This is a genomic window from Amycolatopsis sp. Poz14 (assembly GCF_006704225.1).
In the GTDB taxonomy this organism is placed as follows: domain Bacteria; phylum Actinomycetota; class Actinomycetes; order Mycobacteriales; family Pseudonocardiaceae; genus Amycolatopsis; species Amycolatopsis nivea.
The window spans coordinates 8345296-8370928 of sequence record NZ_JACLHD010000001.1 but is presented as its reverse complement, the minus strand read 5'-3'; the positions used below and the strand labels follow the sequence as shown (position 1 = coordinate 8370928).

Sequence of the window (25633 nt, the reverse complement as noted above, 5' to 3'; positions counted from 1 at the left end):
AGTCGGCGATTCCGCCGAGTTGACGGCGAAATCGGCTACGCGGCGGGGGATTCCGGCGACCAGCACGGCGGTGAGCAGTTCGGAGAGGGCTTCGCGGAGGGCGCGGTGGGCGTCTGTTCCGTCTTCGAGGACGGCGACGATCCCGAGCGCGTCGGCGAGGTTTTTCCGGCTGGTCAAGGTATTCGGGGGCAAACCGATCCGGATTTCGCGCACACCGCCGGAGATCGCGCGGGCCGCTTCGAGTCGCCGGTAGACCTCGGCGCGAAGCTGGCGGCGGTCTTGGATCTTGGTGAGGTAGTTCGTCAGTGCGGCGCCGACGACGCCTCCGCCGGTGGGGTAGGCCAGTTATCCCGTGCCTGGGCTTTCGTGACGTCGTGAGGGGAACCCTGAAGGAATCAGAATTCCTATGCGATCCTCAAGGACGGTAGCCTCGTGGTCGTGCCGCATACCCTTCAGACGCAAGAGATCTCGCAGGCTGTTCGCAGCGTGCGTTCGCCAGGCGAGGACGACTCGATCCGGCCGATGGGCATTCAGTTCTGATGTGGCCCTGGATGGAGCCGTTGGCCGGGTTGTCCTGGCAGGAGCGGTTCGAGTGGTGGATCGGCGGCGGACGGCTGCCCGACGGGACCCATCCGCGCGGTTGGAACTCCCTGCTGGGGATGCTGGTTCCCAGCCTGGCGTCGGCGCTCAGGTTCGGCGAACCGGCGCTGTCGACGGCGGAGAAGGAGCGGTATCTGCGTGCGGTCGGCGACCTGTATTCGTACCTGGAGGACCATGATCTGATCGAAGCGGACGACCTGCTCAACCGGCGGCTGCAGCTGGCGCTGATGATCGGCGAGTCCGGGATTTCGCTGCCGGGCAGCGGGTGCGAGCCCGACGACGCGATCCAGCGGGTCATCGCCGTCCTGACGCCGGAGCGGATCGATGAGTCGGTGCGGCTGAGTCCGGGGTGGAAGACGTTGTCCACCCCGGAGATCGCTCGGCTGCACCGGGTCCGGCAGCTCGTCCGGGTCGCGGTGGGGCTGCGGGACCATCTCTCCGATCCGGAGGTCAGGGCCCTGGTGTCGCGCTGGGAACCGCTGGATCGGGTACTGCCGTGAACGGGGAGCGCGAGACTGTCCTTGCCGGGCCGCGGCGCTTTGCCGGCGAATGGCTTGCTGCGGGCGGGAAATCGGTCGTTCCGATCATCGCTCCGTCCGGGTCGGACGATGCGGTGCTCGATCGGCTGCGCGCGGGAGCGCGGTCGGCCGGTGCGGACGAGGTGTTGCGCTGCGCGCTCGAACCGGGGTCGGTTCCGGTGCGGCTGACAGTGGATTCCGCGCTGGCGCCGGAGGAACTGCCGGTGCTGTTCGTCCTGCCGGATCTTTCCGGGGCGCTTCTCGCGAGTGGCGAGGGATACGTGCTGGCGGCGGGCACTCGGGAGTTCCTCCTCGGAGTCACGCTCGCGGGGGTTGACTACGCCCGGGACGCGTTCGAGGAGGAAGCTCAGCGGTGGGCTGGGCAGTATCCCGGCTTGCCTGCCGTGTCGGCGGAGTACTCGCCGGTGGTGCGCGCGTGGGCCACACGGAGCGAAGTGCCCGCTGATTCCTCCATGGCGCGGGTGCTGGCGGTGATGGAGTCGTTCGTCCGCGGGGAGCAGTCCGGGCCCGAGTTCGCGAAGGCGTGGGGCACCGCTTGGCGGTTGTCCATCGAAGGAGGGGAACGGGTGCGACCGCCGTTCGCGCGGGTGTTGCACGAGGTTTTCTATTTGCTGGAGGACTATCCGATCGACCCGACGCTGCGAGAGCCGGGCGACCCGACGGACGAGGAACTGGTCGCCGGGGTGCACGAGGCGCTGCGGCGGCTGGCTTCGTGACCAGGTGGGGGAGGGGAGTTCGATGGGGGTGACCTCTGCGGCGGTGCCGTGGCCCGGCGAGGCTGTTCTTGCGGGGCCGCGGCGCTTTGCCGACGAATGGCTTGCTGCAGGCGGGAAATCGGTCGCTCCGATCATCGCTCCGTCCGGAGTGGACAGTGTGGTTCTGGACCGCTTGCGCATGGGGGCACAATCCGTCGGCGCGAGTGAGGTGCTGCGCTGCGGTCTTGAGCCGGGAACGGCGGTGGAGCGGTTGGCCGTGCAATCGAGGCTGACCGGCGGTGCCTCGGTGCTGTTCGTCGTCCCCGACTTGTCCGGGGCGGTACTCGCCAGCGGCGGAGGATACGTGCTGGTGGCGGGCACCCGGTCGTTCCTCTCCGGTGCCGTGCCCGGAGGCGTCGACGCTGCTCGGGCTCGCTTCGGGCGGACGGCGCGGCGGTTGGCGGAGCGGTACCCCGAGTTGCCCGGCGTCGCGGCGGAGTACCCGCCGGTGGATCATGCGTGGGCCAAGCCGGGGGATGTACGTGCTGATTCCTTCGTGGCGCGGCAGCTGGCGGCGATGGAATCGTTCGTCCGCGGGGAGTTGCCAGGGCCGGAGTTCGCGAGGACGTGGTTCGAGGCTTGGCGGATGTCCCAGGAACGAGGGGAACGGCTGCGGGCGCCACTCGAGCGGGTCTTGAATCACCTCTTCTTCGTGTTGGAGGACTATCCGATCGACCCGACGCTGCGAGAGCCTGGCGACGTGACGGACGCGGAGTTGCTCGCTGAAGTGCAGGTTGCGTTGCGAGAGTTGGTGCCTGGTGGCGTATGAGATCCAGCTGTACTGCCGGACCGGCGGGCTCGACGCTGCTGCCGGGTTCGATGCGTTGACAGCGGGTCTGCCGGTCGAGGATCGGTGCAGCGGCGAAGGCTGGGTGTCCGCGGAGGCGGGCTGCCGTATCGAGTTCTCGGCAGGCACGCCGTTGGTCGCAGCGATGATCGCGGAGGCGGCACCGGACGACCCGTCGGGCCGGGTCGGTGCGGCTGACGCGGTGGTGACGCTCACGGTGATCGGCGACGACGAATGGCCGACGGTAACGACGGTGTGGCGGGCAGCGAAGTCTTTGTGGGACGTGGTTCCGTACGACGACGGCTCCGGCTTCGCGGTGGACCTCGACGAACTGTGACTGTGGGGGCCGGATGAGCTATATCTTCGCTGTCGGCGACGAGGTCGTCTGGAGTCCGTCGCTTCGGGTCGGCCGGCTGTTCGTGAACATGGCGGTGACGCTCGCGGACAACTTCGACCTGAACATCAGCGACGCCGGGCTGAGCGCGATGGCCGCCGACTACTACTACGTCGATCCGCCCCGGCTCGCCGTGTTCGTCCGGACGATGCTCGACGGCTCAGTCATGACTCATCACGTGTACCGGGAACTGGCGCGCGGGTTTCTCGGGGTCTGCCTGGTTCTGCTGGAACGGTCCGGGATCCCGGTCGACGACGTGCCGCCGGACGTGGCTGGCAGCCGGGACTTGATGCGGAACATCCCGAGCTGATGGCGGCCGGAATGTCTGCGCCAGAGCCTGTGCGGCCCGTCAGCTTCTGGGATTTCCACCGGATCTCGGACATCTTCTCCTGGCCCACGCGCCGGAAGTCGCTCCCCGTGGAACGGCCGGAGATCCAGTGGCGGTCGATCAAGATCATGGCGGAATGGAGCGCCCACCCGGTGTGGTTCTTCGATCCGTACGTGCACGGCGTGGACACTTCTACGGATCCTGCGTCGCCGGAGCTGGGGCTGAGCGAGGAACTGGCTCGTGACCTGTCCGCGTGGCAGGACGAATGGGAGGACACGCTGAACTACGCCGACCCGGCGCCTGCCTTCCCCTCGGAGGAAGCGGGGCGCCGTTTCGACGAGCGAGGTTGGGAGCTGGCCCGGCGGGTCCGGAGTGAAGTACCCGCGGACTGGGACGTTTCCTACGTGAGCCACCTGACCCACCTAGAGGTCTTCCTCGACTGAGCCCGTTCAGTCCTCTACCGGCTTGGTCCACGCCACCTGCACCAGCTCAGTCCCGTGCCGCCGCGACACCAGCGTTCCCCGGCCCGCGGGCTGCGGCGAAGGTTTCACATCGCCCAGCAGCGCGCCTTCTTCCTTGCCGCCGGACATGACCAGGCCTGGCGAGCCCAGTTCCCGCACTCGCTGGATTACCGCCTCGTACAGGCCGCGTCCGGCGCCGCCGGAGGAGCGGGCCAGGATGAGGTGTAGGCCGATGTCCCGCGCTTGCGGCAGGAATTCCAGCAAGGGCAGCACTGGGTTCCGGCCCGCGGTGGCGACGAGTTCGTAGTCGTCGATGACTACGTACAGGTCTGGGCCGCGCCACCACGAGCGGTTGCGCAGCTGGTCGGGCGTGACGTCCGGGCCGGGGAGGCGGTTGCGCATCGCGGTCGCGCATTGGTTCACCAGGTCGGTCAACGTGTTCTCGGCGCCGGCATATCCGAGCAGGTGCGGTCGGTCTACCACGCCTAGCAGGCCGCGGCGGTAGTCGCCGACCAGGATCAATGCCTCGTCGGGGGTGTTCGCCTGGCAGATGCCGGTGACGAGCGCGCGCAGCAGCGAGCTCTTGCCCGATTCGACGTCGCCGAAGGCCAGGAAGTGCGGGTCCGTCCGGAAGTCCAGGTGGACGGGGCGCAGGGTGGATTCCGCCAATCCCAACGTGATCCGGCCGGACGGGGCGGCGGGAAGCGAGTCCAGCGGGACTTCCGGCGGGAGGAGGCGAACTTGAGGGGCGCGGGGGCCAGTCCAAGCCGCGGAGACTCGGCGGACCAGGTCCAGGCCGCCGGCGCCGACGGTTTCCGGGCGTTGGTCGGAGTCGATGCGCGGGAGAGCCGCGAGGAAGTGCAGTTTGTCGGCGGTCAGGCCGCGGCCGGGGCGGTCGGTGGGGACGTTTTGTGCGATCTTGCGGTCGATCGACGAATCCGCCGGGTCGCCCAGGCGCAGTTCGAAGCGGGTGCTGATGGCGTCGCGGAGCTGCGCACGGGCGCCGATCCACTGGTTGAGCGAGACCAGGACGTGGATGCCGAAACCGAGACCTCGTTGGGCGAGCGCGGTGATTTGTTCTTCCAGGCGTTCGTATTCGGACCGGATGGTGGTCCAGTTGTCCACGAACAGGAAGACGTCGCCGAACTCGCGGTCGTCGTTGCTTTCGGTGAACTCGCCGCGGCGGCTGCGGAAGGCGGCCATCGACTCGATGCCGTGCGCGGCGAAGAATTCTTCCCGCTGTTCCAGCAAAGTGACCAGTTCCGCGACGACCCGGCGGCAGCGTTGCGGGTCGCGGCGGGTGGCGTAGCCCGAGACGTGCGGGAGGCCGGCGATCGGGGCCAGTGCGCCGCCGCCCATGTCCAGGATGAAGAACTGCACCTCGGCGGGGGTGTGGGTGAGCGCGAGCATCGCCGCGATGTCCTTCATCAATGTCGACTTGCCGCTTTGCGGTGCGCCGACGATGACCGCGTTGCCCGCGGCGCCGGAGAAATCCGCCCACAGCATGTCGCGGCGCTGTTCGAAAGGCTTGTCCACCAACGCGACGGGAATGGTCAGCTTGCCGTTGCCGCCCCAGCCGAGCGGGCACAGACCGCGGCGCGGGTCCTCGCCGATGGGCGGCAGCAGCTGGTCCAAAGTGGGCGGTTCGGCCAGCGGCGGCAGCCAGATCTGGTGCGCGGCCGGGCCGCGTCCCTCCAAACGGGACAGCATCGCGCCGATGATGGTCTCGCCGGTGCCTTTCTCCGGCGCCTCGGCGGCGGGTTGTTCGGCGACCGGGACCTCAACCGGGCCCAGGGTGAAGGGCAGCACGCCGAGTTGTTGTCCGTCCGAGCGCACGATCCGGCTGCGCGGCGGGAGTTCGCCGGAGACGTAAGCGGCTTTGAGCCGGATCAGGGTGTCGTTGTCGGACTTCAGGTAAGCCGATCCCGGTACCGGCGGCAGTTGGTAGGCATCCGCGACACCCAGCACCGCACGGCTTTCCGCGGCGGAGAACGTGCGCAGGCCGATCCGGTACGACAGGTGCGAGTCGAGCCCGCGAAGGCGGCCTTCCTCCAGTCGTTGAGAAGCGAGCAGCAGGTGGATTCCGAGGGAACGGCCGAGTCGTCCGATCGCGACGAACAGGTCGATGAACTCCGGCCGTGACGAAAGCAGCTCGGAGAACTCGTCGATGATCACCAGCAGCGACGGCAACGGTTGCAGCGGCGTACCGTCCGCGCGCGCCTTCTCGTAATCGCGCACCGACGCGTAGTTCCCGGCCGCGTGCAGAAGTTCCTGACGTCGCAGCAGTTCGCCGTTCAGCGCGTCCGCCATGCGGTCGACGAGCGCGAGGTCGTCGGACAGGTTCGTGATCACCGCGCAGGTGTGCGGCAGGTTGGTCATGCCCGCGAACGTCGCGCCGCCCTTGAAGTCGATCAGCGCGAGGTTCAGCTTCTCCGAAGAATGCGTGACGGCCAGCGCGGTGACCAGCGTGCGCAGCAGTTCGCTCTTGCCGGACCCGGTCGCGCCGATCACCAGCCCGTGCGGGCCCATGCCGCCCTCGGCGGATTCCTTGAGGTCCAGGTCGACCGGGCGGCCGTCGGGGTTGACGCCCAGCGGGATCCGCAGCCGGTCGCGTGCCGGGCGCGGGGCCCAGGTGACAGTCGGGTCGGTGTCGCGCGGGTCGCCGATGCCGAGCAGCCCGGCGAGCCCGAACGTCGAGGACATCGGCTGTTCGCTGACCACCGCGCCGCCTTGGTGCAGCGGCGTCAGCATCCGGGCCAGCGCTTCGGCCGCGCCGTGGTCGAGCCGGTCCGGCATGCCGAGGAACCCGAGCCGCGCTTCGGTGCCGTCGAGCACCACCATGCCGAGCTGATCCGGTGCGACGTGCAGGCTCAGCAACCGGTCGGTCGACGTCGCGCGCGGCTGGTCGCCGCCGATCTCCAGCACCGTGACGCCCAGCCGGCCTTCTTCGGCCAGCAGCCGCGGTTCGCCGTGGGAGTCTCCGCCGTCGACGACGAGCACGATGTGCGGCAGATCGGCGGCGGCACCACGGCGCGAGAACGCTGGGCGGTCGCCGAGGTCCGGGCCGAGCAGGCGAGCCAGTTCCGCCGCGCTGTCGGCGAACAACCGTCGCGGGCCGGTCGCGTCGGAAAGCACCGGCGCGGTGGCGTGCGGCAGCCACTTCGCCCATTCCCAGTCGTGTGAACGGTCCGGAGCAACGCAGAACGCGACGCGCAGATCGGTCGGGGAATGGAAAGTCACCAGTTGTGCCAGCACCGCGCGGGTCATCCCGAGCACCTCGAACCGGCGTCCGGACAGCGTCGCGGCCGCGTAGGAGCGCAGCGAGATCGAAACTGGCAGGCCCTCGACGGTCGAGAAGGTCTGGATGAAGTGCTTGAGGTTGGTGGACGAAACGGGATCCAGCTCTTCCAGCGGCGCGATCTGCGGCGCGCGCAACGGCGTCGCGAGCGGCTGCGGGCCGGTGGCTGCGCGCACCATCGCGAACGAACGGTCGCCGCGGCGGCGGTCCCAGTGCTGGTCGGTTTCGACGTACGCCCACAGGTCGGCCGGATCCGGCTGCTGCGCGATCAGCGTGGCGCGCTGGGAGTCGGCGACCGCGCGCACGCGCGTGCGCAGGCCCGCGAGATACCGCTGGTAGTCGCGGCGCTCCTCGTTGATCTGCGCCTTCTTCGCCATGCCGCCGCGGCCGAGCGACATCACGATCATGCCGCCCATCGCGGTGACGAACAGCGCGCCGAAGATCCAGGTCATCACCCCGCCGTCGCGTCCGATGTAGACGAACGACATCGCGCCCATCCCGAGCATCATCGGCAGGAACATCATGAGCTGCATCACGCCGCCGGAGCCGCTCTTGGGCAGCATCGGCGGGGACTGCAGCATGATCTCCCCAGGCTGCTCGCCGAGCAGGCCGAGGCGGTCGCGGGGGGCACTCATGCCCCGTATTTTGGCCGTCCGCTGTCCGGTCGCGGTGGGTACTTTTGCCGTCCGCTCGCCCGGCGGCGCGAACTTACGCTCTGCGCTGACGCCCCGCACCGGTGCGTCGATCGCGGGAGAGCGGGAGGGAGCGCCATGGGCACGACCGGCGAGTACCGGGCCGAGCCGGAGGCCATGCGCTCCACCGTCGGCAACGTGGGCGCCGTCATCGCCCACGGCATCAACGCCGTCGCGGACCTGGAAAAACTCGTCCTGCAGCCGACGACGTTCGCCAGTTTCGGCAGCGTCGTCGCGGCGGCGAACGAGGCGCTGCACTCGCAGCAGGTGACCGCGGTGCGCTCGCTGCTGCAATTGCTGCAGGAGATCAACGGCCTGGTCAAGCACAGCGCGGACGCTTACCAAAGCGCCGACGAAGCAGTATCCGACGGCTACGGCGGCGGCCACGCGCAGTCCTCGTCGCCGTCGTTGACGTCAATCTGGGGAACACCGCACGCCGCACACCTGGCCGAGGCGGCGATCACCGACAGCGCCGGTGCGCACGGCGAACCGTCGTCGGTCGGCAACGTCCTGCGGTACCTCGGCGACGCCGACCTCGGCAGGCTCGCCGAGCATCCGCTCACCGACGCCCGGTTCCACGGCGTCGCGGACTTCAACGACTGGCTCGCCGGCGACGCCGACAACCAGGCGCGCGTCGGCCTGATCGAGGTCTACTCGGGCACCGCGCGCACCTTCGGCGACGTGCCCGGCGGCGTGCACAGCGGCGATGTCGTCGTGGTGGAACCGCTTCTGCTCGCCGACCAGCATCCGGTGATCGGCGTCGCCGGGGACGGCGGCGCTCTCTACAACCACGGCCCTGTCGATCCGGGCCTCGGCGGACTGGCCAAGGTCAGCGTGTACCGGCCCGCCTCCGTCTGACCCCGAACCCCGACCAAGTGAGGTCCGATGCTCTTCCCGAACTCCAGCGCGATGGACGCCACCGCTTCCGGCGGGGGCCCGATCACCGTGCTGCCGCAGATCGTCACCGGCCAGCCGGAGCAGATCGCGAAGCACGTCCTCGACCTGCTGCACAAGGCCGCTGAGCTGACCTCGCTCTACACCGAGCTCAGCAAGGCCGCCGACCAGCTCGGCAAGGTCTGGTCCGGCGGGGCGTCGGAATCAGCGCTGCAGAAGATCTCCCACTCGCTCGACCAGCTCACGAAGATCATCACCGTGATCGAGAAGGGCGCTGAACTGCTCGGCGTTTCCGGCACGCTGGTGAAGACGGCGCAGGAGGCGTACCGGTCGGTGGTCGCGGCGGTGAACCCGACCGTCGCGTCGCTCATGTCGAACTGGTGGACTTACGGGGCCGCGGTCGCGCTTTCCACCGCTACCAGCGCGACGCTGCGCGGATTCATCACCGCGGTCGGCGGGTTGCTGAAGGCCCTCGGCGCGGGCGACCTCGCGAACCAGATCACCCAGGTCGCGACGATCATCGGCGACCTCGAAAAGCTGTTCCACCACGGTTCTTCCGACGCGAGCGGTGCCGCGGGCAATGCGGCGGTCTCCGGCACGCCGGTCACCGCGCCGCAGATGCCCGCGCCGGTCGCGAGCGCGTCCGGGCAGGCGGCCATCGGCGGCAGCGGCGGGGGAGTGCCCGGCGGGAACCCGTCGTTCACGAACTACACGCCGCCCGCGTTGGCCAACGGCGGCTGGCCGACTGGCGGCGGTTCTGGTGGCTGGCCTTCTGGGGGCGGTGCGGGTGTGGGGGCCAATGCGGGGAACAGCTGGATTCCGGTGGACCACCCGGCTCCGGCACCGTCCCCCGCGCCTTCGGTGCCTTCGGTGCCGGGTCAGTCGACCGGTGCGCACGAGGTCGTGATCCACACCGACCTGAACACCGGGCAGTCGACCGTCGAGGCCCCGGCCGGGCAGGACGTGGACATCGATGTCGACGTCACCTACCAGGGCAAACACTTCCAGCAGCACGTCGACATCGACGCGAAGGGCGCGTAGCCGGTGGCCGTGGACGCGTCCGGAGTCGTCAGCTCGGTGCTGTCGAACTACCGGCAGGTGCTGGTCGAATACCAGCGCCGGGTCACGGGCGACCCGGCGGCGCTCGAAGCGGCGGCGAACCGCTGTGGCACCAACGCGTCCACGATCACCGGCAAAGCCACCGAAATCGCGGACGCTGCCACGGCATTGCACGCTGACTGGGACGGTGCCGCGTACACCGCGTACGCGACAGCGGCGGCCGACGTCGCGCACGCGTTGACCGAAGACGGCACGAAGCTGGCCGACCAAAGCAAGCGGTTGTCGATGGCCGGACAGCTGTTGCGGTGGGCGCGTTCTGGTGTTGACTCCGTCGCCGCGCAGTTCGATCAGTACGGCGCGCAACTGATCAACCAAGCCCGGTCGGCGGATCCGAACGCGGTGGGCGCTTTTATCGCCGCGGCAAGGGATTTGGGCGAGCAGGCGGTCGCGGCGGCCGGGCAGGTCGCCGACGAACTGTCGGACGCGTTGGCGGAGTTGTTCCCCGCGCCGTGGGCCGGGCCGATGAGCAAGCCCGGCAAGCTGGGCAAACGCGTCTACGGCCCGCTGTCGTGGGTGAATGGCGACACGCTGGACGGACGGAAGCGGCCGCGTTCGGTGCCGTCGTGGTTCGGCAATTCCGGCTGGAAGAAGCTGACCTGGAACGGGCTCGAAGGCACCCGCGCGCCGAAGAAGGCGGACACGCCGTTCGGGCAGCCGAAGCAGAAGAGCGCGATCGCCCGCGCCACCGAGATCACTTACCTCAAGACGGCGCACGAGCAGGACGGCTTCATTCCGGAGTACGACGGGAAAATCTCCTCGCAAGGCTGGGACGCGAAGGCGTCCGGTCATGCCGAGCTGGGGTTCCGGGAGGACATCGGGACCAGCGGAAGCTACGGCGTCGCGCACGGCAGCGCTCGCGGTTCGGCTTTCGCTGGCGGAGAGGTCAGCGCGTCGGGGCAGTTGGGGATACACGGGCTTGGCGTGCACGCCAACGCTTTCGCGGGCGGCAAGCTGGAGGGCCAGGTCGCGGCGGATGTCGCGGGGGTCGGCGTCGGCGCGAGCGGGAGTGTCCAATATGGAATCGGGGCGCAGCTCGACGGCCAGTTCGTGTATGACAACGGGCATTTGAAGATGAACTTCAAGGCCGGTGCCGCGCTGGGTCTCGGGGCCGGAGTCGGCGCGAAGATCGACATCGATCTGCCGAAGGTCGGCGCGGCAGTCAGCGAATACGGCGGCGCGGCGGTCGACGCGGTCGGCGACGCAGCCGGTCAGGCGGCGGACGCGCTCGGCGGGGCTTGGGACGACGCCGTGCAGTATGTGGGTTCGTGGTGAGCGCCATGGCGGATCTGGTGACGCTCCCGCTGGGCTTCGACGTCCCGGAGGGCTGGACGCCGGTGCCGCCGATCGCACCCGGTCTCGTTTTCGTTGCCGTGCACCCGAATCCGCGGACGGAGTTCACCCCGAACATCACGCTCGGCATCCAGCAGCGCCAGGATTCCCTGCCGATGAAGGACATCGCCGACGAGGCGGTCGAACGGCTCGGCCGGACGATGGCGCTGCTCGACGTCCTCGACCGCCAAGAGGTCGGCAGCGCGGTCGCGCCCGGTTGCACCCAGACCTTGCGGATGCGCACCGGAGAAGGCCAGGATCTGGTGCAGATCCAGGTGTTCCTGACCGTGCCCGGTCCGGCCGGACGGGTCGTGCTGGAACTGGTCTGCACGGCCGATCCGCGGGACGCGCGCACGCTCGTCCCCGACTTCCGGAAGTTCGTCGCCAGCGTGCACGTCCGCCGCGAAACCCCGCAGGAGAAGGAGAACGACGGTGACTGAACCGTATGCCGTGCCGGACATGGACGAGCTGCTCGCGCAGGTCCGCAAGCAGACCGAAGAGGTCCAGCGGATCCAGCGCACGGTCGAGGCGATGGAGGTCAAGGCCGCCTCGCGGCAGAACGAGGTGACCGTGACGCTGCGCGGCGACGGCCGGTTCACCTCCGTCGACATCGACCAGCGCGCGATCCGCGAGTACGACGCGCGCACGCTGTCGGAGATCGTGCTCGAAGCGGTGAACGCCGGCCTGCAGAAGCTCGCCGAGGCGAGCAGCGCGAAGTTCGCGCCGGTGATCGAGGCGTCCAGGTCCCAGCAGTGAGCGCGCCGGCCGTCGCCGGGTCGACCCGGCGCGTCACGATCGTCACCCCGCGCGCCAGGGTGGACGTCGCGCTGCCGCAGCAGAGCACGTTCGCCGAGCTGGTGCCGCAGCTGGTCCGGCTCGCCGGGGCGGCCGGGCAGGCGTCGGCCGAGCATCCGGGCTGGGTGCTGTCGCGGCTCGGCGGCGCGCCGCTCGCGCTCGGGCTCACCGTGGCCGCCGCGCAGGTGCGCGACGGCGAGGTGCTGCACCTGACCCCGCGCGAACGTCCGCGCGGCCCGCTGCTGTTCGACGACGTGGTCGACTCGATCGCGAGCGTCGGCGAATCCGCGTCGACGGCGTGGGGGCCGAAGGTCGCGCGGCGGGCCGGGATCACCGCGGCCGCGCTGCTGTTGTTCGCGGGCGGGCTGCTGATCCAGGCGTCGCTGGCGGGGAGCGTGCTCGCGCCGATCGGCACCGGTCTGCTCGCGGTCGTGCTGCTGCTCGGCGGCGGTGCGCTGAGCCGCGCGTACGGCGATTCGGGCGCGGGTGCGGCCGGTGCGCTGGCCGGGGTCGGAGTGGCGTTCCTGTCCGGAATGTCTTTGCTGCCACCGCATTCGATGTTCTCGCTCTCCGCCGGGCCGCTTGCCGCCGGGCTCGCCGCGGTGACTGTTTACGGGGTGCTGGCCGCGGTTTCGGTGGCGGACCGGTTGCCGTTCTTCGTCGCGGTGGTCGGTTCGGCTGGAATCGGCGCGATCGCGACCGGCGTGGTGCTGCTGACCGGCGCGAAGCCGGTTGCCGCGGCGGCTGTCGCGGCCGTGCTGGCGACCGCGTTGGCGGCTGTCGCGCCGATGCTCGCGCTGCGCCTGGGCCGGATGCCGCTCCCGCGCGTGCCGGACGACATGGAATCCTTCCGCGCCAACGAACAGCCGTCGCTCGGCGCGGAAATGGCCGGGCGGACGACGTACGCACAGGCGTTGCTCACCAGCCTGCTGGTGGCGCTCGGGCTGGTGGTGATCGGTTCGTCGATCGTGCTCACCACCGGCGGACCGTGGGAAGCCGGGCTGGCGGCGTTGGTCGGGACGGCGTGGATCCAGCGTTCGCGCGCGTACGCGGGACGCACGCAACGGCTGGTGCTGGTGGGTTTTGGTCTTGCCGCATTGCTGACCGCGGGTTTCTGGCTGATCGCGGAAAACCAGCGGATCGCGCTCCTCGCAGCCGGACTGGCGCTGGTGCTGGCCGCGGTGGTGTCCCTCTTCTACGCGACGCGGGTCGCGCGCGGGGTGCGATCGCCGTACTGGTCGCGGTTGCTGGATATTTCCGAGTTTCTGGTGTTGTTGTCGTTGGTGCCGTTCGTGGCGTTGATCGCTGGGGTGTACGAGGCGGTTAGCGGGTGAGCGGGCTGGCGGCTTTGAGGGTGCGCAGGACTGGTGCGGTTTCGCAGGAGCGGATGCCGGGGAGTGCGCCGAGTTGGTGGGTGAGGTAGCGGTGCAGCGCTGGGGGATCGGCGCAGAGCGCGTGCGCGAGCAGGTTCGTCGGTCCGGTGGTCGCGGCGACGACGGCTAGTTCGCGGTGGGTGGCGAGTTCGGTGGCGACCGCGTCGAGGTCGGCGGGGGCTACGGCCATCCACAGCAGTGCCTGCGTGGTCGCGCCGAAGAGCCGGGCGTCGATTTCCACGTCGAAATAGAGGGTTTCCGCCGCGCGCAGGTCGGCGATCCGGCGGGCGACGGTTGCGGCGGACCAGCCGGTGATGGCTGCCAGTTCGGTCTGGCCGAGGCGGCCGTCTCGCTGCAATGCGGTGAGCAAGGGCTCGTCGGCGGTGGTCGCTTCGGTAGCCGTGGCGCGGGTTTCCGGTTCCAGTTGGCGACGTTGGGCGTCGGTGAGAATCTCGGCGCGACCTTGCCAGGCGGTCGGGCCGCCGTGGTACAGGTGCAGCAGCTGGTGCGCGGACACGGCGGTGATGCCGGTCGTGCGCGGGATGTCGTGCAGTAACAGGCCGTGCTCCGGGGCGGACCCGTTGGCGGTGTGGACGATGACGCAGATTTCCGTGCCACCGCCGGCGAGCTTGACCCAGGTCGTGTCGGTGCGCCGGACGAGCGCGTCGGCGACCCGTTGCGCGACTGCCGGGACGACGGTGAGCCGCACGAGCCACTGCGTCTGTCCGGCGCGATGGGGTGCGGCGAGCCCGACGACGCGCAGTCTGGCTTCAGTGCGCAGCCGCTGGTAGCGGCGCGCGACGGTTTGCGTCGAGACGCCCAGGACGGTGCCGATCCGCGCGAACGGGGCGCGGCCGTCGATCTGGAGTGCGTGGACCAAGGCGTGGTCGAGGTCGTCGAGCATGGCTTGATTCTGCACCAGACTGTCCTGAGTGGAAGATTTCTGCTCGTTTACCTCAGCGGCTGGAATCTTGCCTTATCGCTGCCCAGGCTGGCGGCATGAACGATTCACGTCGCTGGGCCGCGCTGGCGGTCCTGCTCGTCGCGGAGGCGATGAACCTCCTCGACACCACCATCGTCCAGGTCGCCGCGCCCGCGGTGCACGCCGAACTCGGCGGCGCGCCCAGCACGATCTCCTTCTACACCGCCGGGTACACGCTGCCCTTCGCGCTCCTGCTGATCACCGGCGGACGCCTTGGCGACATCATCGGCCGACGCCGCACCTTCCAACTCGGCGTGGCCGGTTTCGTGCTCTCCTCGGCCTTGTGCGCGGCGGCGACCACGCCCGGGTTCCTGCTCGTTTTCCGGGCCCTGCAGGGAGCTTCGGCCGCCCTGGTGATCCCGCAGACGATCGGCCTCATCCGCGTCCTGTTCGACGGCGCGGCCCGGGCGCGCGCACTCGGCATGATCGGCCCGGTGATGGGGCTGGCCGCGGTGAGCGGTCCGGTCCTCGGCGGACTGCTGACCGACGCCTGGTCGTGGCGGTCGGTGTTCCTGGTGAACGTCCCGCTCGGGGTCGCCGTGCTCGCCGCGTCCGGATTGCTGACCGAAGACCGGTCCGCCTCCCGGCCGCGGCTCGACCTGCTCGGGACCGGTTTGGTCGTGCTGGGGGCCGGGCTCGTCGTCTATCCGCTGCTCACGCAGTGGAACGGTTATCTCGTTGCCGCCGGAGTGGCGGTGCTCGTGGTTTTCACTCTGCAGCAACGGTTTCGCGGCGGCCTGATCGAGCGCAGCCTCTTCCGCGGCCTCGGTTTCCCGGCTGGATTGACGACGTCAGTGCTGTTCTTCGCCGTGATGACCGGTCTGACCCAGGTTGTCGTCCTGTTCCTGCAACTGACCCAGCACGCCGACGCCCGGACCGCCGGACTCTCGTTGCTGCCGTGGTCGTGCGGACTGGCAGTATCGTCCTTTGTGGCCGGACGCTGGCTCGTCCCGCGCTTCGGCACCCGGATTCTCTTTGCTGGCGTGGCTTTCCTGGCCGCGGGAATCACCGGGATCGCACTGGGCTGGCCGCTGCTGCTCCCGCTGGCGATCGCGGGAACGGGAACCGGGTTGTTCACCGTGCCGTTCTTCACCGCGGCGCTCGCCCTCGTCCGTCCCTCGGAGACAGGTTCGGCGGCCGGGCTGCTGAACGCGGTGCAGCAACTCGGCGGAACCGTCGGAGTCGCCATGCTGACGACGGTTTTCCTCGACGCCGGCGTGACGGTCGCGTGCTGGACAGCGGTCGTCCTGACCGTCGCGGCCGGGGTGACCGCGCTGGGGCTCATCCGCGGAACGCGCGCCGATATTCCGTCGGAGCCGTCCCCAGCCGGAGTGTGAAATGGCGGCGGAGGTTGGCCGCCGAACCGAGGCCGCTGCGTTCGCCGATCAGGCCGACCGGCAGATCGGTGGATTCCAGCAGGCTGCGGGCGCGCAGGACGCGCTGGTCGAGCAGCCATTGCAACGGCGTGGTCCCGGTGGCGTCGTGGAACCGGCGGACGAATGTGCGCGGGCTGACCCCGGCTCGGCGGGCCAGCTGCACGACAGTCAGCGGCTGATCGAGGTGGCGCGTCGCCCAGTGCAGCACCGGACCGAGCCCGGCGTCGTCGGTGTCCGGCACCGTCGCGGAGACGTACTGCGCCTGCCCGCCGCCGCGATGCGCGGGCAGCACCATCCGGCGGGCGACCTCGTTGGCGACGTGCGCGCCGAGGTCGCTGCGCACGACGTGCAGGCAGAGGTCGATGCCCGCGCTGCGTCCGGCGCTGGTGAGCACTTGTCCGTCGTCCACGTAGAGCACCGACGCGTCCACCTGGACCCGCGGATGCAGCATGGCGAGCGTGGCGGCGTACATCCAATGCGTCGCCGCTCGCCGACCGTCCAGCAGCCCCGCCGCCGCGAGCGCGAACGCGCCCGTGCACAGCGAAACGATCCGGGCGCCATGGGCCGCTGCCTCCCGGATGGCGTCGACCAGGTGCGCCGGGATCGGTTGTCCAGTTTGGACACACGCGTACGGCAAGGCGGGAACCAGCACGGTATCGGCGTCTTTGAGTGTCTCGAGACCGTGACTGGCGTGCTGCCGGAAGCCGAATTCGGTGCGGGTTTCCGGCTTCTCCGCGCAGAACCGCAGCTCGTACCAGGGGTCGGCGAGGTCGGTCCGGGACGGCCCGAACACCTCGGCGGCGATGGCCAGCTCGAACAACGGCATGTCGTCGACCAGCGCGACCGCGACGGTTCGCATGCTGTGAGGATACGGCAGGAATTTTGCGGAAGGAGTCAGTCCTGCCACTCGCTCGCGCCGCGACGGGGTGGCAGATTCGCTCGCGTGACCGTCGTGGAACTCCGCCAGTACACCCTCCGGCCCGGGCAACGGGACGTCCTGATCGACCTGTTCGACCGTGCGCTGGTGGAACCGCAGGAGGCCGCGGGCTGCACCGTCGTCGGCCAATTCCGCGACGAGGACGACCCGGACCGTTTCGTGTGGTTCCGTTCCTTCCCGGACCTGGCCGCCCGGCACGCCGCGCTGACCGCGTTCTACCTCGAAGGCGAGGCCTGGCGGAAACACCGCGCCGCCGCGAACGCCACCATGCTCGACAGCGACAACGTCCTGCTGCTCCGCCCCGAGACCGACTTCCCGCCGATGCCCCGGCCCGTCGATGCCGTCGAACCGCCCTCGCGAATCCTGGTCCTGATCGGCCCGCCTGGTGCTGATTTCGTTGCGCCGCTTGCCTCCTTCGTCACCGAGCCCGCGGAGAACACCTTCCGTGCGCTGCCGGTGCGCGAAGGGGAGAACGTCCGCGTCGGGGTCTGGGTTTTCCCGGATCTCGCGTCGTTGCGGGTGTTCGAGTCCCAGCTGGCTATCGGTGCCGAGGTGCAGCGGCTTCGCTTGGCTCCGACGGCGCGTTCTTCGCTTCGCTGATCCGCTGGGCGACGAGCTGGTCGATGCGCTGCCAGGCGGGGCTGTCGAGATGCGTGGCGAGAAGCTCGACGACCTGGCGGGGCACCTTCCGGAAGTCCGGCAGGTCAGACGGCAACGTCATCCGCCGGCCGAGCGTGGCGGCCGCGTCGGCGATCGCTTCGAGCCGGGGATCGTCGGGACTCCACTCGATCGCCTCGTCGTACGCGCGGAGAACGGCGACGTACTCCGGATCGTCCAGCAACGCGGTGCGGCTGGGGAGAATGGCGTGGGCGACGTCCGGGGCGAGCGCGCAGGCAAGGATCCATCCGTCGCGGATGGCGTTCTCGTGCCGCGCAGACAGTCCTGCTCGCTTCAGCCGGTCCATGAACGCGATGGCTTCGGGCGGCAGACAGAGCCGGTCGGGCCGATCGAGGTCCCGCAACCGGGCGCGGCGTTGTTCGAGCTGCCGGATGCGATCCCGCAACTCGGCGTCGATCCGGTCGAGGGCGTCCTCGTCGGCGTTCAGCACCTCCGGGATGCGCGCCAACGGGACCCCGGCCTGGGCGAGCGTGACGATGCGGGCCAGGTCGATGACCGCCTGCGCGTCGTAGCGGTGGTATCCGGAGGCGTCGCGCGCGGGCTCGGGCAGGAGCCCTTTCGCGTGGTAGACGCGGACCGCCTTGGCCGAAACCCCGGCGTGGCGCGCGAGCTGGCCGATGGTGAGCATGGCTCCAGTATCGCGCTTGACCTTGTCCCAGGGGCAAGGTTGGAAGCTGGCGGCATGCACGATTACGACACCCTGCGCGCCCTCGCTGACGAGGGGAACGAAACCGCACTGGACCGTCTCGCCGATCTCGCCGACCGCCGCGGCGACCTGGCCGAGCCGCTCGACGAGGGCAATGAACACGCCGGACGCTTGCTGACCCGCCGGGCGGTGGCGAACCGTGATCTGCGGGAACTGCAACGGCTTTCGGACGCCGGAAGCAGCGAGGCCGAAACCGAACTGGAGCGCCTGCTTTCCCCAGGTCGTGAGGGGAACCCTGACGGAATCTGATTCCGTCAGGGTTCCCCTCACGAACCTCCCGTCACCCCACAGGCGGCCGGTTGAGCCCGCGGATCTTCCGCATCACCGGAATCGCCAGCAGGCAAGCGACCACACCCGACCCGAACAGCAGCGGGTAATTCGTGCTCGTGCTCGACCCGAACGACAGCAGCGCGGGCCCGTAAACCGGAACCAGCGAACTCGGCAGCGTGAGCGCGATGTTCACCACCCCCATCTCGCGCGCCGCCTCGCCGTCCCCCGAGAGGAGCGCAGCCGGGACCGCGAAATGGCCGCAGAAGTACCCGCCCAGCCCGACTCCGGCGATCGCGGCGCTGACGTAGAGCATCGGGACGCTCTTCGCCACGATCAGCACCGCCAGCGCGAGCGCCAGCATCACCGCTGACGAGAGCATCATCAGCCCGCGGCGGCCGAACCGGTCGGTGATCCAGCCGCCGGCCAGGCTCGCGGGCAGAGCGATGCCGAAGGCGATCAGGTTCACGACGAACGCGGCGTGCGCGACCTCGCCGCTGCCCACGCCCAGCACGTCGGACAGGTAGTAGACCAGGTAGGTGGTGAAGGTCGAGAATCCGATCGACAGCAGGAAAACCATCAGGCAGGCCCACGCGAACGGCGGGTTGTGCCGGGGCCGGAACGAGAACATCCGGCCGAGGTCGCGGATGCCGAACGGGGTCCGCTCCGCCGGGTCGAGGCGGCGGTCCCGCAGGACGGCGCACAGGATGACGACGGTGATCGGCGCGGCGATCGCGGGGAGCAGGAACATCCAGAACGGCGGCAGCCCGGTCACGGCCTGCGCGACGTAGCTGCCGCCGATCATCGAAACCGGGAAGCAGACGCCCATCAGCGCGCTCACCACGCCGCGCCGCTCCGCCGGGATCTGGTCGGGCAGCAGGGCGACCATCGCGGCGAGCGCGGCGTTGAACAGGATCTGCGTCAGGCACCAGCCGACCACGACCATGGCCGTCGTGGTGGCGAACGCGACCACGAGCAGTCCGCCGGTGCCGCCGAAGATCCCGGCGATCAGCCAGGGTTTGCGCATACCGAACCGGGACGTCGTGCGGTCGGAGAGGTGGCCGAAGAGCGGGTTGGCGACGACGGCGAGCAGCGCGCCGAGGCCGAGCGCGAGCGCGAGGGCGCCGACCTTGTGCTCGGGGTCGATCTGCTGGAGCCGGAGGGCGACGGTGACCGACGCCGGGGTGATGAGGGCGAAGTAGCAGCCGAGCAGTGCCGCGATGTAGGCGACGACGAATTTCGGGCCTGCCGTGCGAACGGACCGGTCCGCACTGACCGTGTGCGTCATGGCTTTCTCCGAGAGGGGATCGGTTCCGCGGGTCGCCGGGGCGACGCAGACGCCACCCGCGGTGGCGGTTCCGACGTTCTCGGGCGTGAGACAGCAAGGATGTTCACCTCGCGCCGGGCACCCTGTCAAGTACGGATTCCTTCAGCGCCCGGATCCCGGACGGCGAAAGGGTGTGCTCGACCGCCGAGACGATCCCGCCCGCGACGCCCGCGTGCCTGCCGAGTTCGCTGTGCGTCAGCACCAGGTTCCGGGTGGCCAGCGGCAGCGCGCGGCGGTAGACGACGCTGCGGATCCCGGCCAGCACGTCGTCGCCCGCCGCGGTGATCAGGCCGCCGAGCGCGATCGTGCGCGGGTTGTAGAAGTGCACCAGCATCGCGACGACCTCTCCGATCGTCTCGGCCGCGGTGCGGACGTGGCGCACCACGGTCGGCTCCCCGTCGCGGAGGGCGCGGGCGAGGTCCTCAATGGACTGAAGCGCGGGCAGTTCGGCCTGGACGATGCGCAGCACGGCTCCGGCGGAGGCCACGGCTTCGACGCAGCCGACGTTGCCGCATTGGCAGACGGTCTGGTCGTCGCCGGGGACGCGCACGTGCCCGATGTCGCCGGCCGCGCCGTCGGAGCCGCGGTGGATGCGCCCGTCCGCGAGCACGAGGCCGCCGCCGATCCCGGTGCCGATCTTGAGGAACAGCAACGGGTTCGCCTCGGCGGGCCGGGCCCGTGCCTCGCCGAGCGCCATCAGGTTCACGTCGTTGTCGACGAGCACGGCGCAGGAAAGCCGCTCGCCCATCACCTGCCCGACCGGATACCGGTCCCAGCCGGGCATGATCGGCGGCCGCACCGGGGAACCGGTCTGCGCGTCGACCGGGCCGGGCAGCCCCATGGCGAGCGCGGTGACCTCGCCGGGCTCGACCTCGGCCTCGCGGAGCAGTTCGCGCAGCCGGTCGGTCAACGCGTCCAGGGCGGCTTCCGGACCCTGCTCCAGCGCGAGCGGGAACTGCTGCTCGGCGAGGATCGTCTGCGCCGTGTCGGCGACGGCGACCCGGGTGCTGTGCGCGCCGAGGTCCGCTGCCAGCACCACTCCCGCCCGCGCGGCGAGCCGGAGCCGGTGCGCCGGACGGCCGCGGCCGGCGTGCGCCGAGGTGCCCGATTCGACCAGGACGCGGGAGCGCAGCAGCGCGTCCAGGTGCCCGTTCAGCGTGGACCGCGACATGCCGGTCGAGCGCACGAGCGCCGCGCGCGTGTCCGCCGAACCGGACGCGATCAGCCGCAGCAGCTGGCTGTGCGCCCGGTCGGCGGCGTCGTTTTCCGGGGCGGGCGGGGAGGAGAGCCGGACGGGGGTCCAGTCGGTCATAGCCCGGATGTTAGACCATTAATGCCGTTCTTTTTGACTGAAAGTGCCTTTATTTTTGACTTGATCCGACATAAAGCGGCGGCTTAGCGTGGGGCCACGACGGAGCAGGGCGTGAGACCCCAGGCCACGTCTTCGCAGGTGAAAGGACACGTATGGCGGAGCAGGACCCCCGGAGAAAACCCCGGCGAGGCGTCGCCGTGCTCGGTGCGGGGATGATCGCCGCCGTGCACCGCCGGGCCGCGCTGTTGGCGGGCGCGGAGGTGACCGGGGTGCTCGCCTCGACGCCGGAGCGGTCCCGCGAGGTCGCCGACCAATGGCGGATCAGCACCGGATACCGGGACCTCGCCGAAGTGCTCGACGACGAGCGCGTCGAGGTCGTGCACGTCTGCACGCCCAACGCCACGCACGCCGAATACGCCGAGGCCGCGCTGCGGGCGGGCAAGCACGTGATCTGCGAGAAGCCGCTGGGCGTCTCGGTCGAGCAGGCCGGGCGGATGGCCGCCCTCGCCGAGCAGAGCGGGCTCGTGGCGACCGTGCCGTTCGTCTACCGCTACCACCCGATCGTCCGCGAACTGCGGGCCCGCGTGCGCAGCGGCGAACTGGGCGACCGGCTGCTGCTGGTGCACGGGAGCTACCTGCAGGACTGGATGCTCTCCCCGGACGTTTCGGGCTGGCGCGTCTTCCCGGACTCCGGCGGGCCGTCGCGGGCGTTCGCCGACATCGGCTCGCACTGGTGCGATCTGGTCGAGTGGATCACCGGCGACCCGTTCGCCGAACTGACCGCCGCGACCTCGGTCGCCGTGCCCGACCGCCCGGGCTCCGGCGGCCTCAGCTTCGGCGGATCCGGTTCCGGGGAACGGGTCCCGGTGCGGACCGAGGATTCGGCGACGTTGCTGCTGCGCACCGGAACCGGGGTGCTGGCTTCGGCGACGATCTCCCAGGTCGCCGCCGGCCGGAAGAACCGGCTGTGGTTCGAACTCGACGGCTCCGGCGGCAGCGCGGTCTTCGACCAGGAACGGCCCGAGTCGATCTGGCTCGGCGGCGCGGACGAGTCCCGGATCGTCGTGCGGGACAGCGGAACCGGCTCGCCGGAGCAGCGCAGGCTGTCCCAGCTGCCCGCCGGGCACGCGCAGGGGTACGCCCAGTGTTTCGAAGCATTCGTCGCCGACACTTACGCGGCGGTGGACGGCGCCGTGCCCGACGGCCTGCCCGGCTTCGCGGACGGGCTGCGTTCGGCTCGGCTGGTCGACGCGGTGCTGCGCTCGGCCCGCGACGGATCGTGGACGAAGGTGGAACGATGAAACTCGGAATGCTGACCGCGTGCCTGCCCGGATGGGACCTCGAACGGATCGCGAAGTGGGCCGCGGGCGCGGGCTACGAAGCGCTCGAGGTGGCCTGCTGGCCCTCGACCGGCGGCCGTGATTTCGAAGCGTCCCACCTGCCGGTCGCCGAGTTCGGGCCGGAGCAGGCAGACCGGACCCGGGAACTGATGGCGCGCCACGGTCTCGGCATTTCCGCGCTCGCCTACTACGAGAACAACCTGCACCCGGATCCGGTGCGGCGCGCGGAGATCCACACCCACCTGCGGGCCTCCATCGACGCCGCGCAGGAGCTCGGCGTCGGGCTGGTCGGCACCTTCGTCGGCCGGGACCCCGGCAAGTCGGTCCGGGAGAACCAGGCCGAGGCCGAGACCGTCTTCCCCGCGCTGGTCGAGTACGCGGGGGAGCGCGGGGTCCGGCTGATCATCGAGAACTGCGTGATGGAGGGCTGGCATCCGGACGGCTATCCGGGCAACCTCGCCTACTCGCCCGAGCTGTGGGAGTGGATGTTCAGCCTCGGCCTGTACCTGAACTGGGACCCGTCGCACCTCACCTGGATCGGCATCGACCCGGTGGAGACCATCGCCCCGTACGCCGACCGCATCCTGCACGCCCAGGCCAAGGACGTCGAACTGGACCCGCGCGCCCGCCAGCGCTACGGCTTCTTCGGCAAGACCGCCAAAACCGACCCGTGGGAAACCGGCTGGTGGCGCTACCGGATCCCGGGGCTCGGCCAGGTCGACTGGGCGAAGGTCGTCGACCGGCTGCACGAGCACGGGTTCGACGGCACGCTCTCGGTCGAGCACGAGGACCCGGTCTGGGGCGGCACTCCCGGAAAGGTCACGCGCGGTCTCGAGATCGCGCACCGGACGCTGCGGCCGCACGTGATCGAAACCCCGGAGGAAGCGTGAACGACGTGCTCATCGTCGGCGGCGGGCTCATGGGTGCCGCCGTCGCCCGCGAACTGCGCGACGCCGACCCGGACGTCCGCATCGTGATCGCCGACGGCGGCCCGGTGATCGGCCCGACCCCGGGCCAGCACCTGCACGACGTCGCCGACCCGGAGATCTGGGAGCGCTACAACCAGCGCGTCGCCTCCGGCATCCAGGGCTTCTACACCGGCGTCGCGCCGACCGCGGACGTCGGCGCCACCATCGTGGATGTCGAGCCCGGCATGTACCACCTCACATCGCTCGGCGAGAACGCCGCCGAGATGCCCGCCGCCTCGATCGCCTGGAACGCGGGCGGAATGGGCGTCCACTGGACCGCCGCGACCCCCGCGCCGTGGGGCGACGAGATACCGTCCTTTGTGGACTCCACGGAATGGCGGAACGACCTGGACCGGGCGGGAGAACTGCTGCGGGTCAACCGGAATCCCTTCCCGGACACCGAAGCGGGCCGGGTGGTGACCGCGACGATCGAGAAGCTGTTCGCGGACGTCGACGCTCCTGGCCGCGGCATCCAGCCGATGCCGATGGCGGCCCAGCGGGACGCCGAGGGAGTGCTCCGCCGCACCGGGCCCAACGTGATCTTCCCGCCGATCGCCGACGCCGCAACGGATCCGAACTTCACCCTGTTGACCGGCACCCGCGCGATCCGGCTGATCCACGAAGGCGGCGAGGTGCGCGGCGCCGTGCTGCAGGACGTGCGATCCGGTGCCACCCGGGAAATCCGGGCCGCCGCCACCGTCGTCTGCGCCGACACGATGCGCAGCCCTCAGCTGCTGTTCGCCTCCGGAATCAGGCCGCCCGCGCTGGGCCGCTACCTCAACGAACACGCCTTCCTCACCGGACGCGTACTCGCCGACCCCCAGCGGCTCGGGTTCGACCTGTCCGCGCTGCCGGCGCCGGCCGACGGCGAGATCATGGTCGAGCACTACTGGCTGCCGCACAGCGGTGCCGCACAACCGTTCCAGGCCCAGATCGGCACGCAGACGTTCACCGCCGAGGACGGCACCCGCCTGGCGTACCAGGTCGGCGCGAGCTTCTACATCCCGACGGAAATCCAGGCGGACAACCGGCTGGAATTCTCCGACGAGGAGACCGACGCGATGGGCATGCCGCGCCTCACTGTCCACTTCGGATGGTCCGAGCGCGACCGCGAACTCATCGAGCAGGCCCGGCGCACCCAGCAGGCGCTCGGCGACGCACTCGGCTCGTTCGACCCGGCGACGGAATCGGCGCTGCTCGACCCGGGATGCTCGCTGCACTTCACCGGAACCGTCCGGATGGGGCCCGCCGACGACGGCACGAGCGTCTGCGATCCGGACTGCCGGGTGTGGGGCTTCGACAACCTTTACGTGGCAGGCAACGGCGTCGTGCCCACCGCGCTGGTCTGCAACTCGACCCTCACCGGCATGACGACCGCCGTGCGCGCCGCCCGCGCCGTGCTCGGCCGGACATCTTCGACTTCGACGAAGCAGGAGCAGCCATGACGCTCGACCGTTCCCAGTTCGCCATCAACACCCTCCAGTGGACGGACCTGGCCAAGGGCTGGGAGTACGACGACCCGGCCTTCCTGGACAAGCAGCCGCGGGTGCTCCGCGAGGCCGCCGAATCCGGGTTTTCCGCGGTGATGATGGAAGTCCTGCCCACCCAGACCATCCGGGCCTACCGCGAACTGCTCGCCGAGAACGGCCTGCGCGCGGCCCCGGGTTACCTGCAGGTCCCGCTGCCGGAATCGCACGGCGTGACGCTCGAACCGGGTTCCGCGGCGGAATTCCGCTGGTTCGACGGCGTGCGCCGCCGCGCCGACGAAACGCACGCCCTCGGCCTCGACACGATCTTCCTGTCCGCCGAGATGGTCACCGGCGGCGGAATGCCGCGCTTCGACGAGGCGGCGGGCGTCGGACGCGCCTTCGACCGGGCCCGGCTGGAGCACTACACCGACCTCCTCGGCCGAGCCGCGGAAATCCTGACCGCGGAAGGGATCCGGCCCGCGTTCCACAACCACGTCGGCTCGTGGGTCGAAACGCGGGAGGAGATCGAGCACGTCCTCGCCGGGATCCCGGATTCCGTTCTCGGCGCGGGATTCGACCTCGGACACCTGTTCTGGGCGGGCGCGGACGTCCGCGGGATGCTGCGCGAACACCGCGACCGGATCGCCGCACTGCACATCAAGGACCTCGACGTCGACCGGGTCCGCGCTCTGCAGGCCTCGCCGGGGCCCTACACCCGCTCGACCGACAACCTGTTCCTCGAACCGGGCCTCGGCGGCGTGCCGCTGCTCGACTGCCTAGGCGAACTGCCCGCCGCGTTCGACGGCTGGATCATCGTGGAAGTCGACCGGCCTTCGATGGAACCGCTGGCCAGCGCGCGGGCGAGCTGGAAGTGGGTGGAGAGCAACTTCCCTGCCGCGTGAGGCCG

General features: G+C 70.1%; 26 protein-coding genes. 20 read left to right on the top strand and 6 right to left on the bottom strand.

Annotated elements, in window-relative coordinates; translation table 11 throughout:
* The first annotated feature begins 105 nt into the window (after window positions 1–105).
* The 7 genes from FKO37_RS38840 to FKO37_RS38810 all read left to right on the top strand — a co-directional run bounded on the left by FKO37_RS38840 (window position 106) and on the right by FKO37_RS38810 (window position 3846).
* Window positions 106–378, top strand: coding sequence for a hypothetical protein (locus FKO37_RS38840; protein ID WP_238607698.1), 273 nt, complete (start codon window positions 106–108; stop codon window positions 376–378).
* Window positions 379–551: 173 nt separating this feature from the next.
* On the top strand, window positions 552–1100 hold the full coding sequence (locus FKO37_RS38835; RefSeq protein WP_238607697.1) for a hypothetical protein: 549 nt from the start codon (window positions 552–554) through the stop codon (window positions 1098–1100).
* Window positions 1097–1855, top strand: a complete 759-nt coding sequence (locus FKO37_RS38830; protein WP_238607696.1) for a hypothetical protein — start codon at window positions 1097–1099, stop codon at window positions 1853–1855. Before FKO37_RS38835 ends, FKO37_RS38830 begins: the two co-directional genes overlap by 4 nt.
* Before the next feature lie 22 nt (window positions 1856–1877).
* Window positions 1878–2663, top strand: coding sequence for a colicin immunity domain-containing protein (locus FKO37_RS38825; RefSeq protein ID WP_238607695.1), 786 nt, complete (start codon window positions 1878–1880; stop codon window positions 2661–2663).
* A complete protein-coding gene (locus FKO37_RS38820) occupies window positions 2653–3018 on the top strand; it encodes a hypothetical protein (protein WP_238607694.1) in 366 nt (121 codons plus the stop codon). Before FKO37_RS38825 ends, FKO37_RS38820 begins: the two co-directional genes overlap by 11 nt.
* Before the next feature lie 13 nt (window positions 3019–3031).
* Window positions 3032–3385 carry a DUF6086 family protein gene (locus FKO37_RS38815; protein WP_051728689.1) on the top strand — a complete coding sequence of 118 codons (354 nt, stop codon included), beginning with the start codon at window positions 3032–3034 and terminating at the stop codon, window positions 3383–3385.
* A gap of 11 nt (window positions 3386–3396) precedes the next feature.
* Window positions 3397–3846, top strand: coding sequence for a hypothetical protein (locus tag FKO37_RS38810; protein ID WP_238607693.1), 450 nt, complete (start codon window positions 3397–3399; stop codon window positions 3844–3846).
* Between the two features lie 6 nt (window positions 3847–3852).
* On the opposite strand, the gene eccCa is transcribed toward FKO37_RS38810, so the two are convergent.
* Window positions 3853–7797 carry a type VII secretion protein EccCa gene (gene eccCa, locus FKO37_RS38805; RefSeq protein ID WP_238607692.1) on the bottom strand — a complete coding sequence of 1315 codons (3945 nt, stop codon included), beginning with the start codon at window positions 7795–7797 and terminating at the stop codon, window positions 3853–3855.
* A gap of 135 nt (window positions 7798–7932) precedes the next feature.
* Between eccCa and FKO37_RS38800 the strand changes: the two genes are divergently transcribed.
* The 6 genes from FKO37_RS38800 to eccD are packed head-to-tail and all read left to right on the top strand — an operon-like array spanning window position 7933 to window position 13325.
* Window positions 7933–8712, top strand: a complete 780-nt coding sequence (locus FKO37_RS38800) for a WXG100 family type VII secretion target (RefSeq protein WP_037809590.1) — start codon at window positions 7933–7935, stop codon at window positions 8710–8712.
* Window positions 8713–8739: 27 nt separating this feature from the next.
* Window positions 8740–9789 (top strand): WXG100 family type VII secretion target, encoded by a 1050-nt coding sequence (locus tag FKO37_RS38795; protein WP_037809592.1) that lies wholly within the window; start codon window positions 8740–8742, stop codon window positions 9787–9789.
* Between the two features lie 3 nt (window positions 9790–9792).
* Complete coding sequence (locus FKO37_RS38790) at window positions 9793–11139, top strand: WXG100 family type VII secretion target (RefSeq protein ID WP_308196568.1); 1347 nt, start codon at window positions 9793–9795, stop codon at window positions 11137–11139.
* 5 nt (window positions 11140–11144) lie between these two features.
* Window positions 11145–11636, top strand: a complete 492-nt coding sequence (locus tag FKO37_RS38785; protein ID WP_238607690.1) for a hypothetical protein — start codon at window positions 11145–11147, stop codon at window positions 11634–11636.
* A complete protein-coding gene (locus FKO37_RS38780) occupies window positions 11629–11952 on the top strand; it encodes a YbaB/EbfC family nucleoid-associated protein (RefSeq protein ID WP_037809598.1) in 324 nt (107 codons plus the stop codon). The genes FKO37_RS38785 and FKO37_RS38780 overlap by 8 nt, the downstream gene beginning before the upstream one ends.
* Window positions 11949–13325 carry a type VII secretion integral membrane protein EccD gene (gene eccD / locus FKO37_RS38775; protein WP_238607689.1) on the top strand — a complete coding sequence of 459 codons (1377 nt, stop codon included), beginning with the start codon at window positions 11949–11951 and terminating at the stop codon, window positions 13323–13325. The genes FKO37_RS38780 and eccD overlap by 4 nt, the downstream gene beginning before the upstream one ends.
* On the opposite strand, the gene FKO37_RS38770 is transcribed toward eccD, so the two are convergent.
* Entirely contained in the window at window positions 13315–14268 is a 954-nt protein-coding gene (locus tag FKO37_RS38770) for an AsnC family transcriptional regulator (protein WP_238608403.1), read from the bottom strand. The two genes, eccD and FKO37_RS38770, sit on opposite strands and share 11 nt — an antisense overlap.
* Before the next feature lie 95 nt (window positions 14269–14363).
* Here FKO37_RS38770 and FKO37_RS38765 point away from each other — a divergent pair, with 95 nt between their 5' ends.
* The gene (locus tag FKO37_RS38765; protein WP_238607688.1) at window positions 14364–15683 is read left to right on the top strand and encodes an MFS transporter; all 1320 of its coding nucleotides are present in this window, start codon (window positions 14364–14366) and stop codon (window positions 15681–15683) included.
* Here the strand turns inward: FKO37_RS38765 and FKO37_RS38760 are convergent.
* Complete coding sequence (locus FKO37_RS38760) at window positions 15628–16581, bottom strand: helix-turn-helix domain-containing protein (protein ID WP_238607687.1); 954 nt, start codon at window positions 16579–16581, stop codon at window positions 15628–15630. The genes FKO37_RS38765 and FKO37_RS38760 overlap by 56 nt on opposite strands.
* Before the next feature lie 84 nt (window positions 16582–16665).
* On the opposite strand from FKO37_RS38760, the gene FKO37_RS47315 reads away from it, so the two are divergent.
* A complete protein-coding gene (locus tag FKO37_RS47315; RefSeq protein WP_238607686.1) occupies window positions 16666–17259 on the top strand; it encodes an NIPSNAP family protein in 594 nt (197 codons plus the stop codon).
* Here FKO37_RS47315 and FKO37_RS38750 read toward each other — a convergent pair.
* A complete protein-coding gene (locus tag FKO37_RS38750) occupies window positions 17198–17965 on the bottom strand; it encodes a MerR family transcriptional regulator (RefSeq protein ID WP_238607685.1) in 768 nt (255 codons plus the stop codon). The two genes, FKO37_RS47315 and FKO37_RS38750, sit on opposite strands and share 62 nt — an antisense overlap.
* A gap of 54 nt (window positions 17966–18019) precedes the next feature.
* On the opposite strand from FKO37_RS38750, the gene FKO37_RS38745 reads away from it, so the two are divergent.
* On the top strand, window positions 18020–18292 hold the full coding sequence (locus FKO37_RS38745) for a hypothetical protein (protein ID WP_238607684.1): 273 nt from the start codon (window positions 18020–18022) through the stop codon (window positions 18290–18292).
* Between the two features lie 31 nt (window positions 18293–18323).
* Here the strand turns inward: FKO37_RS38745 and FKO37_RS38740 are convergent, their stop codons facing one another.
* Both FKO37_RS38740 and FKO37_RS38735 read right to left on the bottom strand, forming a co-directional pair.
* Window positions 18324–19598 (bottom strand): MFS transporter, encoded by a 1275-nt coding sequence (locus FKO37_RS38740; RefSeq protein ID WP_051728691.1) that lies wholly within the window; start codon window positions 19596–19598, stop codon window positions 18324–18326.
* A gap of 103 nt (window positions 19599–19701) precedes the next feature.
* A complete protein-coding gene (locus FKO37_RS38735; RefSeq protein WP_051171783.1) occupies window positions 19702–20949 on the bottom strand; it encodes an ROK family transcriptional regulator in 1248 nt (415 codons plus the stop codon).
* Between the two features lie 152 nt (window positions 20950–21101).
* Here FKO37_RS38735 and FKO37_RS38730 point away from each other — a divergent pair, with 152 nt between their 5' ends.
* Genes FKO37_RS38730 through FKO37_RS38715 form a run of 4 tightly spaced genes read left to right on the top strand, consistent with a single transcriptional unit; the run spans window position 21102 to window position 25628 of the window.
* Window positions 21102–22250 (top strand): Gfo/Idh/MocA family protein, encoded by a 1149-nt coding sequence (locus FKO37_RS38730; protein ID WP_238607683.1) that lies wholly within the window; start codon window positions 21102–21104, stop codon window positions 22248–22250.
* Complete coding sequence (locus FKO37_RS38725) at window positions 22247–23179, top strand: sugar phosphate isomerase/epimerase (RefSeq protein WP_238607682.1); 933 nt, start codon at window positions 22247–22249, stop codon at window positions 23177–23179. The genes FKO37_RS38730 and FKO37_RS38725 overlap by 4 nt, the downstream gene beginning before the upstream one ends.
* Window positions 23176–24702: a GMC oxidoreductase gene (locus tag FKO37_RS38720; protein ID WP_238607681.1), complete on the top strand. Its 1527-nt coding sequence runs from the start codon at window positions 23176–23178 to the stop codon at window positions 24700–24702. Before FKO37_RS38725 ends, FKO37_RS38720 begins: the two co-directional genes overlap by 4 nt.
* The gene (locus FKO37_RS38715; protein ID WP_238607680.1) at window positions 24699–25628 is read left to right on the top strand and encodes a sugar phosphate isomerase/epimerase; all 930 of its coding nucleotides are present in this window, start codon (window positions 24699–24701) and stop codon (window positions 25626–25628) included. The genes FKO37_RS38720 and FKO37_RS38715 overlap by 4 nt, the downstream gene beginning before the upstream one ends.
* Window positions 25629–25633 lie beyond the last annotated feature (5 nt).

Bases quoted from the DNA above. Each gene is read 5' to 3' on its own strand.
- FKO37_RS38745 (WP_238607684.1), top strand. From the start codon at position 18,020: ATGCACGATTACGACACCCTGCGCGCCCTCGCTGACGAGGGGAACGAA.
- FKO37_RS38740 (WP_051728691.1), bottom strand. From the start codon at position 19,598: ATGACGCACACGGTCAGTGCGGACCGGTCCGTTCGCACGGCAGGCCCG.
- FKO37_RS38785 (WP_238607690.1), top strand. From the start codon at position 11,145: ATGGCGGATCTGGTGACGCTCCCGCTGGGCTTCGACGTCCCGGAGGGC.
- FKO37_RS38815 (WP_051728689.1), top strand. From the start codon at position 3,032: ATGAGCTATATCTTCGCTGTCGGCGACGAGGTCGTCTGGAGTCCGTCG.
- FKO37_RS38825 (WP_238607695.1), top strand. From the start codon at position 1,878: ATGGGGGTGACCTCTGCGGCGGTGCCGTGGCCCGGCGAGGCTGTTCTT.
- FKO37_RS38750 (WP_238607685.1), bottom strand. From the start codon at position 17,965: ATGCTCACCATCGGCCAGCTCGCGCGCCACGCCGGGGTTTCGGCCAAG.
- FKO37_RS38715 (WP_238607680.1), top strand. From the start codon at position 24,699: ATGACGCTCGACCGTTCCCAGTTCGCCATCAACACCCTCCAGTGGACG.
- FKO37_RS38770 (WP_238608403.1), bottom strand. From the start codon at position 14,268: ATGCTCGACGACCTCGACCACGCCTTGGTCCACGCACTCCAGATCGAC.
- eccCa (WP_238607692.1), bottom strand. From the start codon at position 7,797: ATGAGTGCCCCCCGCGACCGCCTCGGCCTGCTCGGCGAGCAGCCTGGG.
- FKO37_RS38810 (WP_238607693.1), top strand. From the start codon at position 3,397: ATGTCTGCGCCAGAGCCTGTGCGGCCCGTCAGCTTCTGGGATTTCCAC.
- FKO37_RS38730 (WP_238607683.1), top strand. From the start codon at position 21,102: ATGGCGGAGCAGGACCCCCGGAGAAAACCCCGGCGAGGCGTCGCCGTG.
- FKO37_RS38800 (WP_037809590.1), top strand. From the start codon at position 7,933: ATGGGCACGACCGGCGAGTACCGGGCCGAGCCGGAGGCCATGCGCTCC.
- FKO37_RS38835 (WP_238607697.1), top strand. From the start codon at position 552: ATGGAGCCGTTGGCCGGGTTGTCCTGGCAGGAGCGGTTCGAGTGGTGG.
- FKO37_RS38795 (WP_037809592.1), top strand. From the start codon at position 8,740: ATGCTCTTCCCGAACTCCAGCGCGATGGACGCCACCGCTTCCGGCGGG.
- FKO37_RS38725 (WP_238607682.1), top strand. From the start codon at position 22,247: ATGAAACTCGGAATGCTGACCGCGTGCCTGCCCGGATGGGACCTCGAA.
- FKO37_RS38760 (WP_238607687.1), bottom strand. From the start codon at position 16,581: ATGCGAACCGTCGCGGTCGCGCTGGTCGACGACATGCCGTTGTTCGAG.
- FKO37_RS38735 (WP_051171783.1), bottom strand. From the start codon at position 20,949: ATGACCGACTGGACCCCCGTCCGGCTCTCCTCCCCGCCCGCCCCGGAA.
- FKO37_RS38765 (WP_238607688.1), top strand. From the start codon at position 14,364: ATGAACGATTCACGTCGCTGGGCCGCGCTGGCGGTCCTGCTCGTCGCG.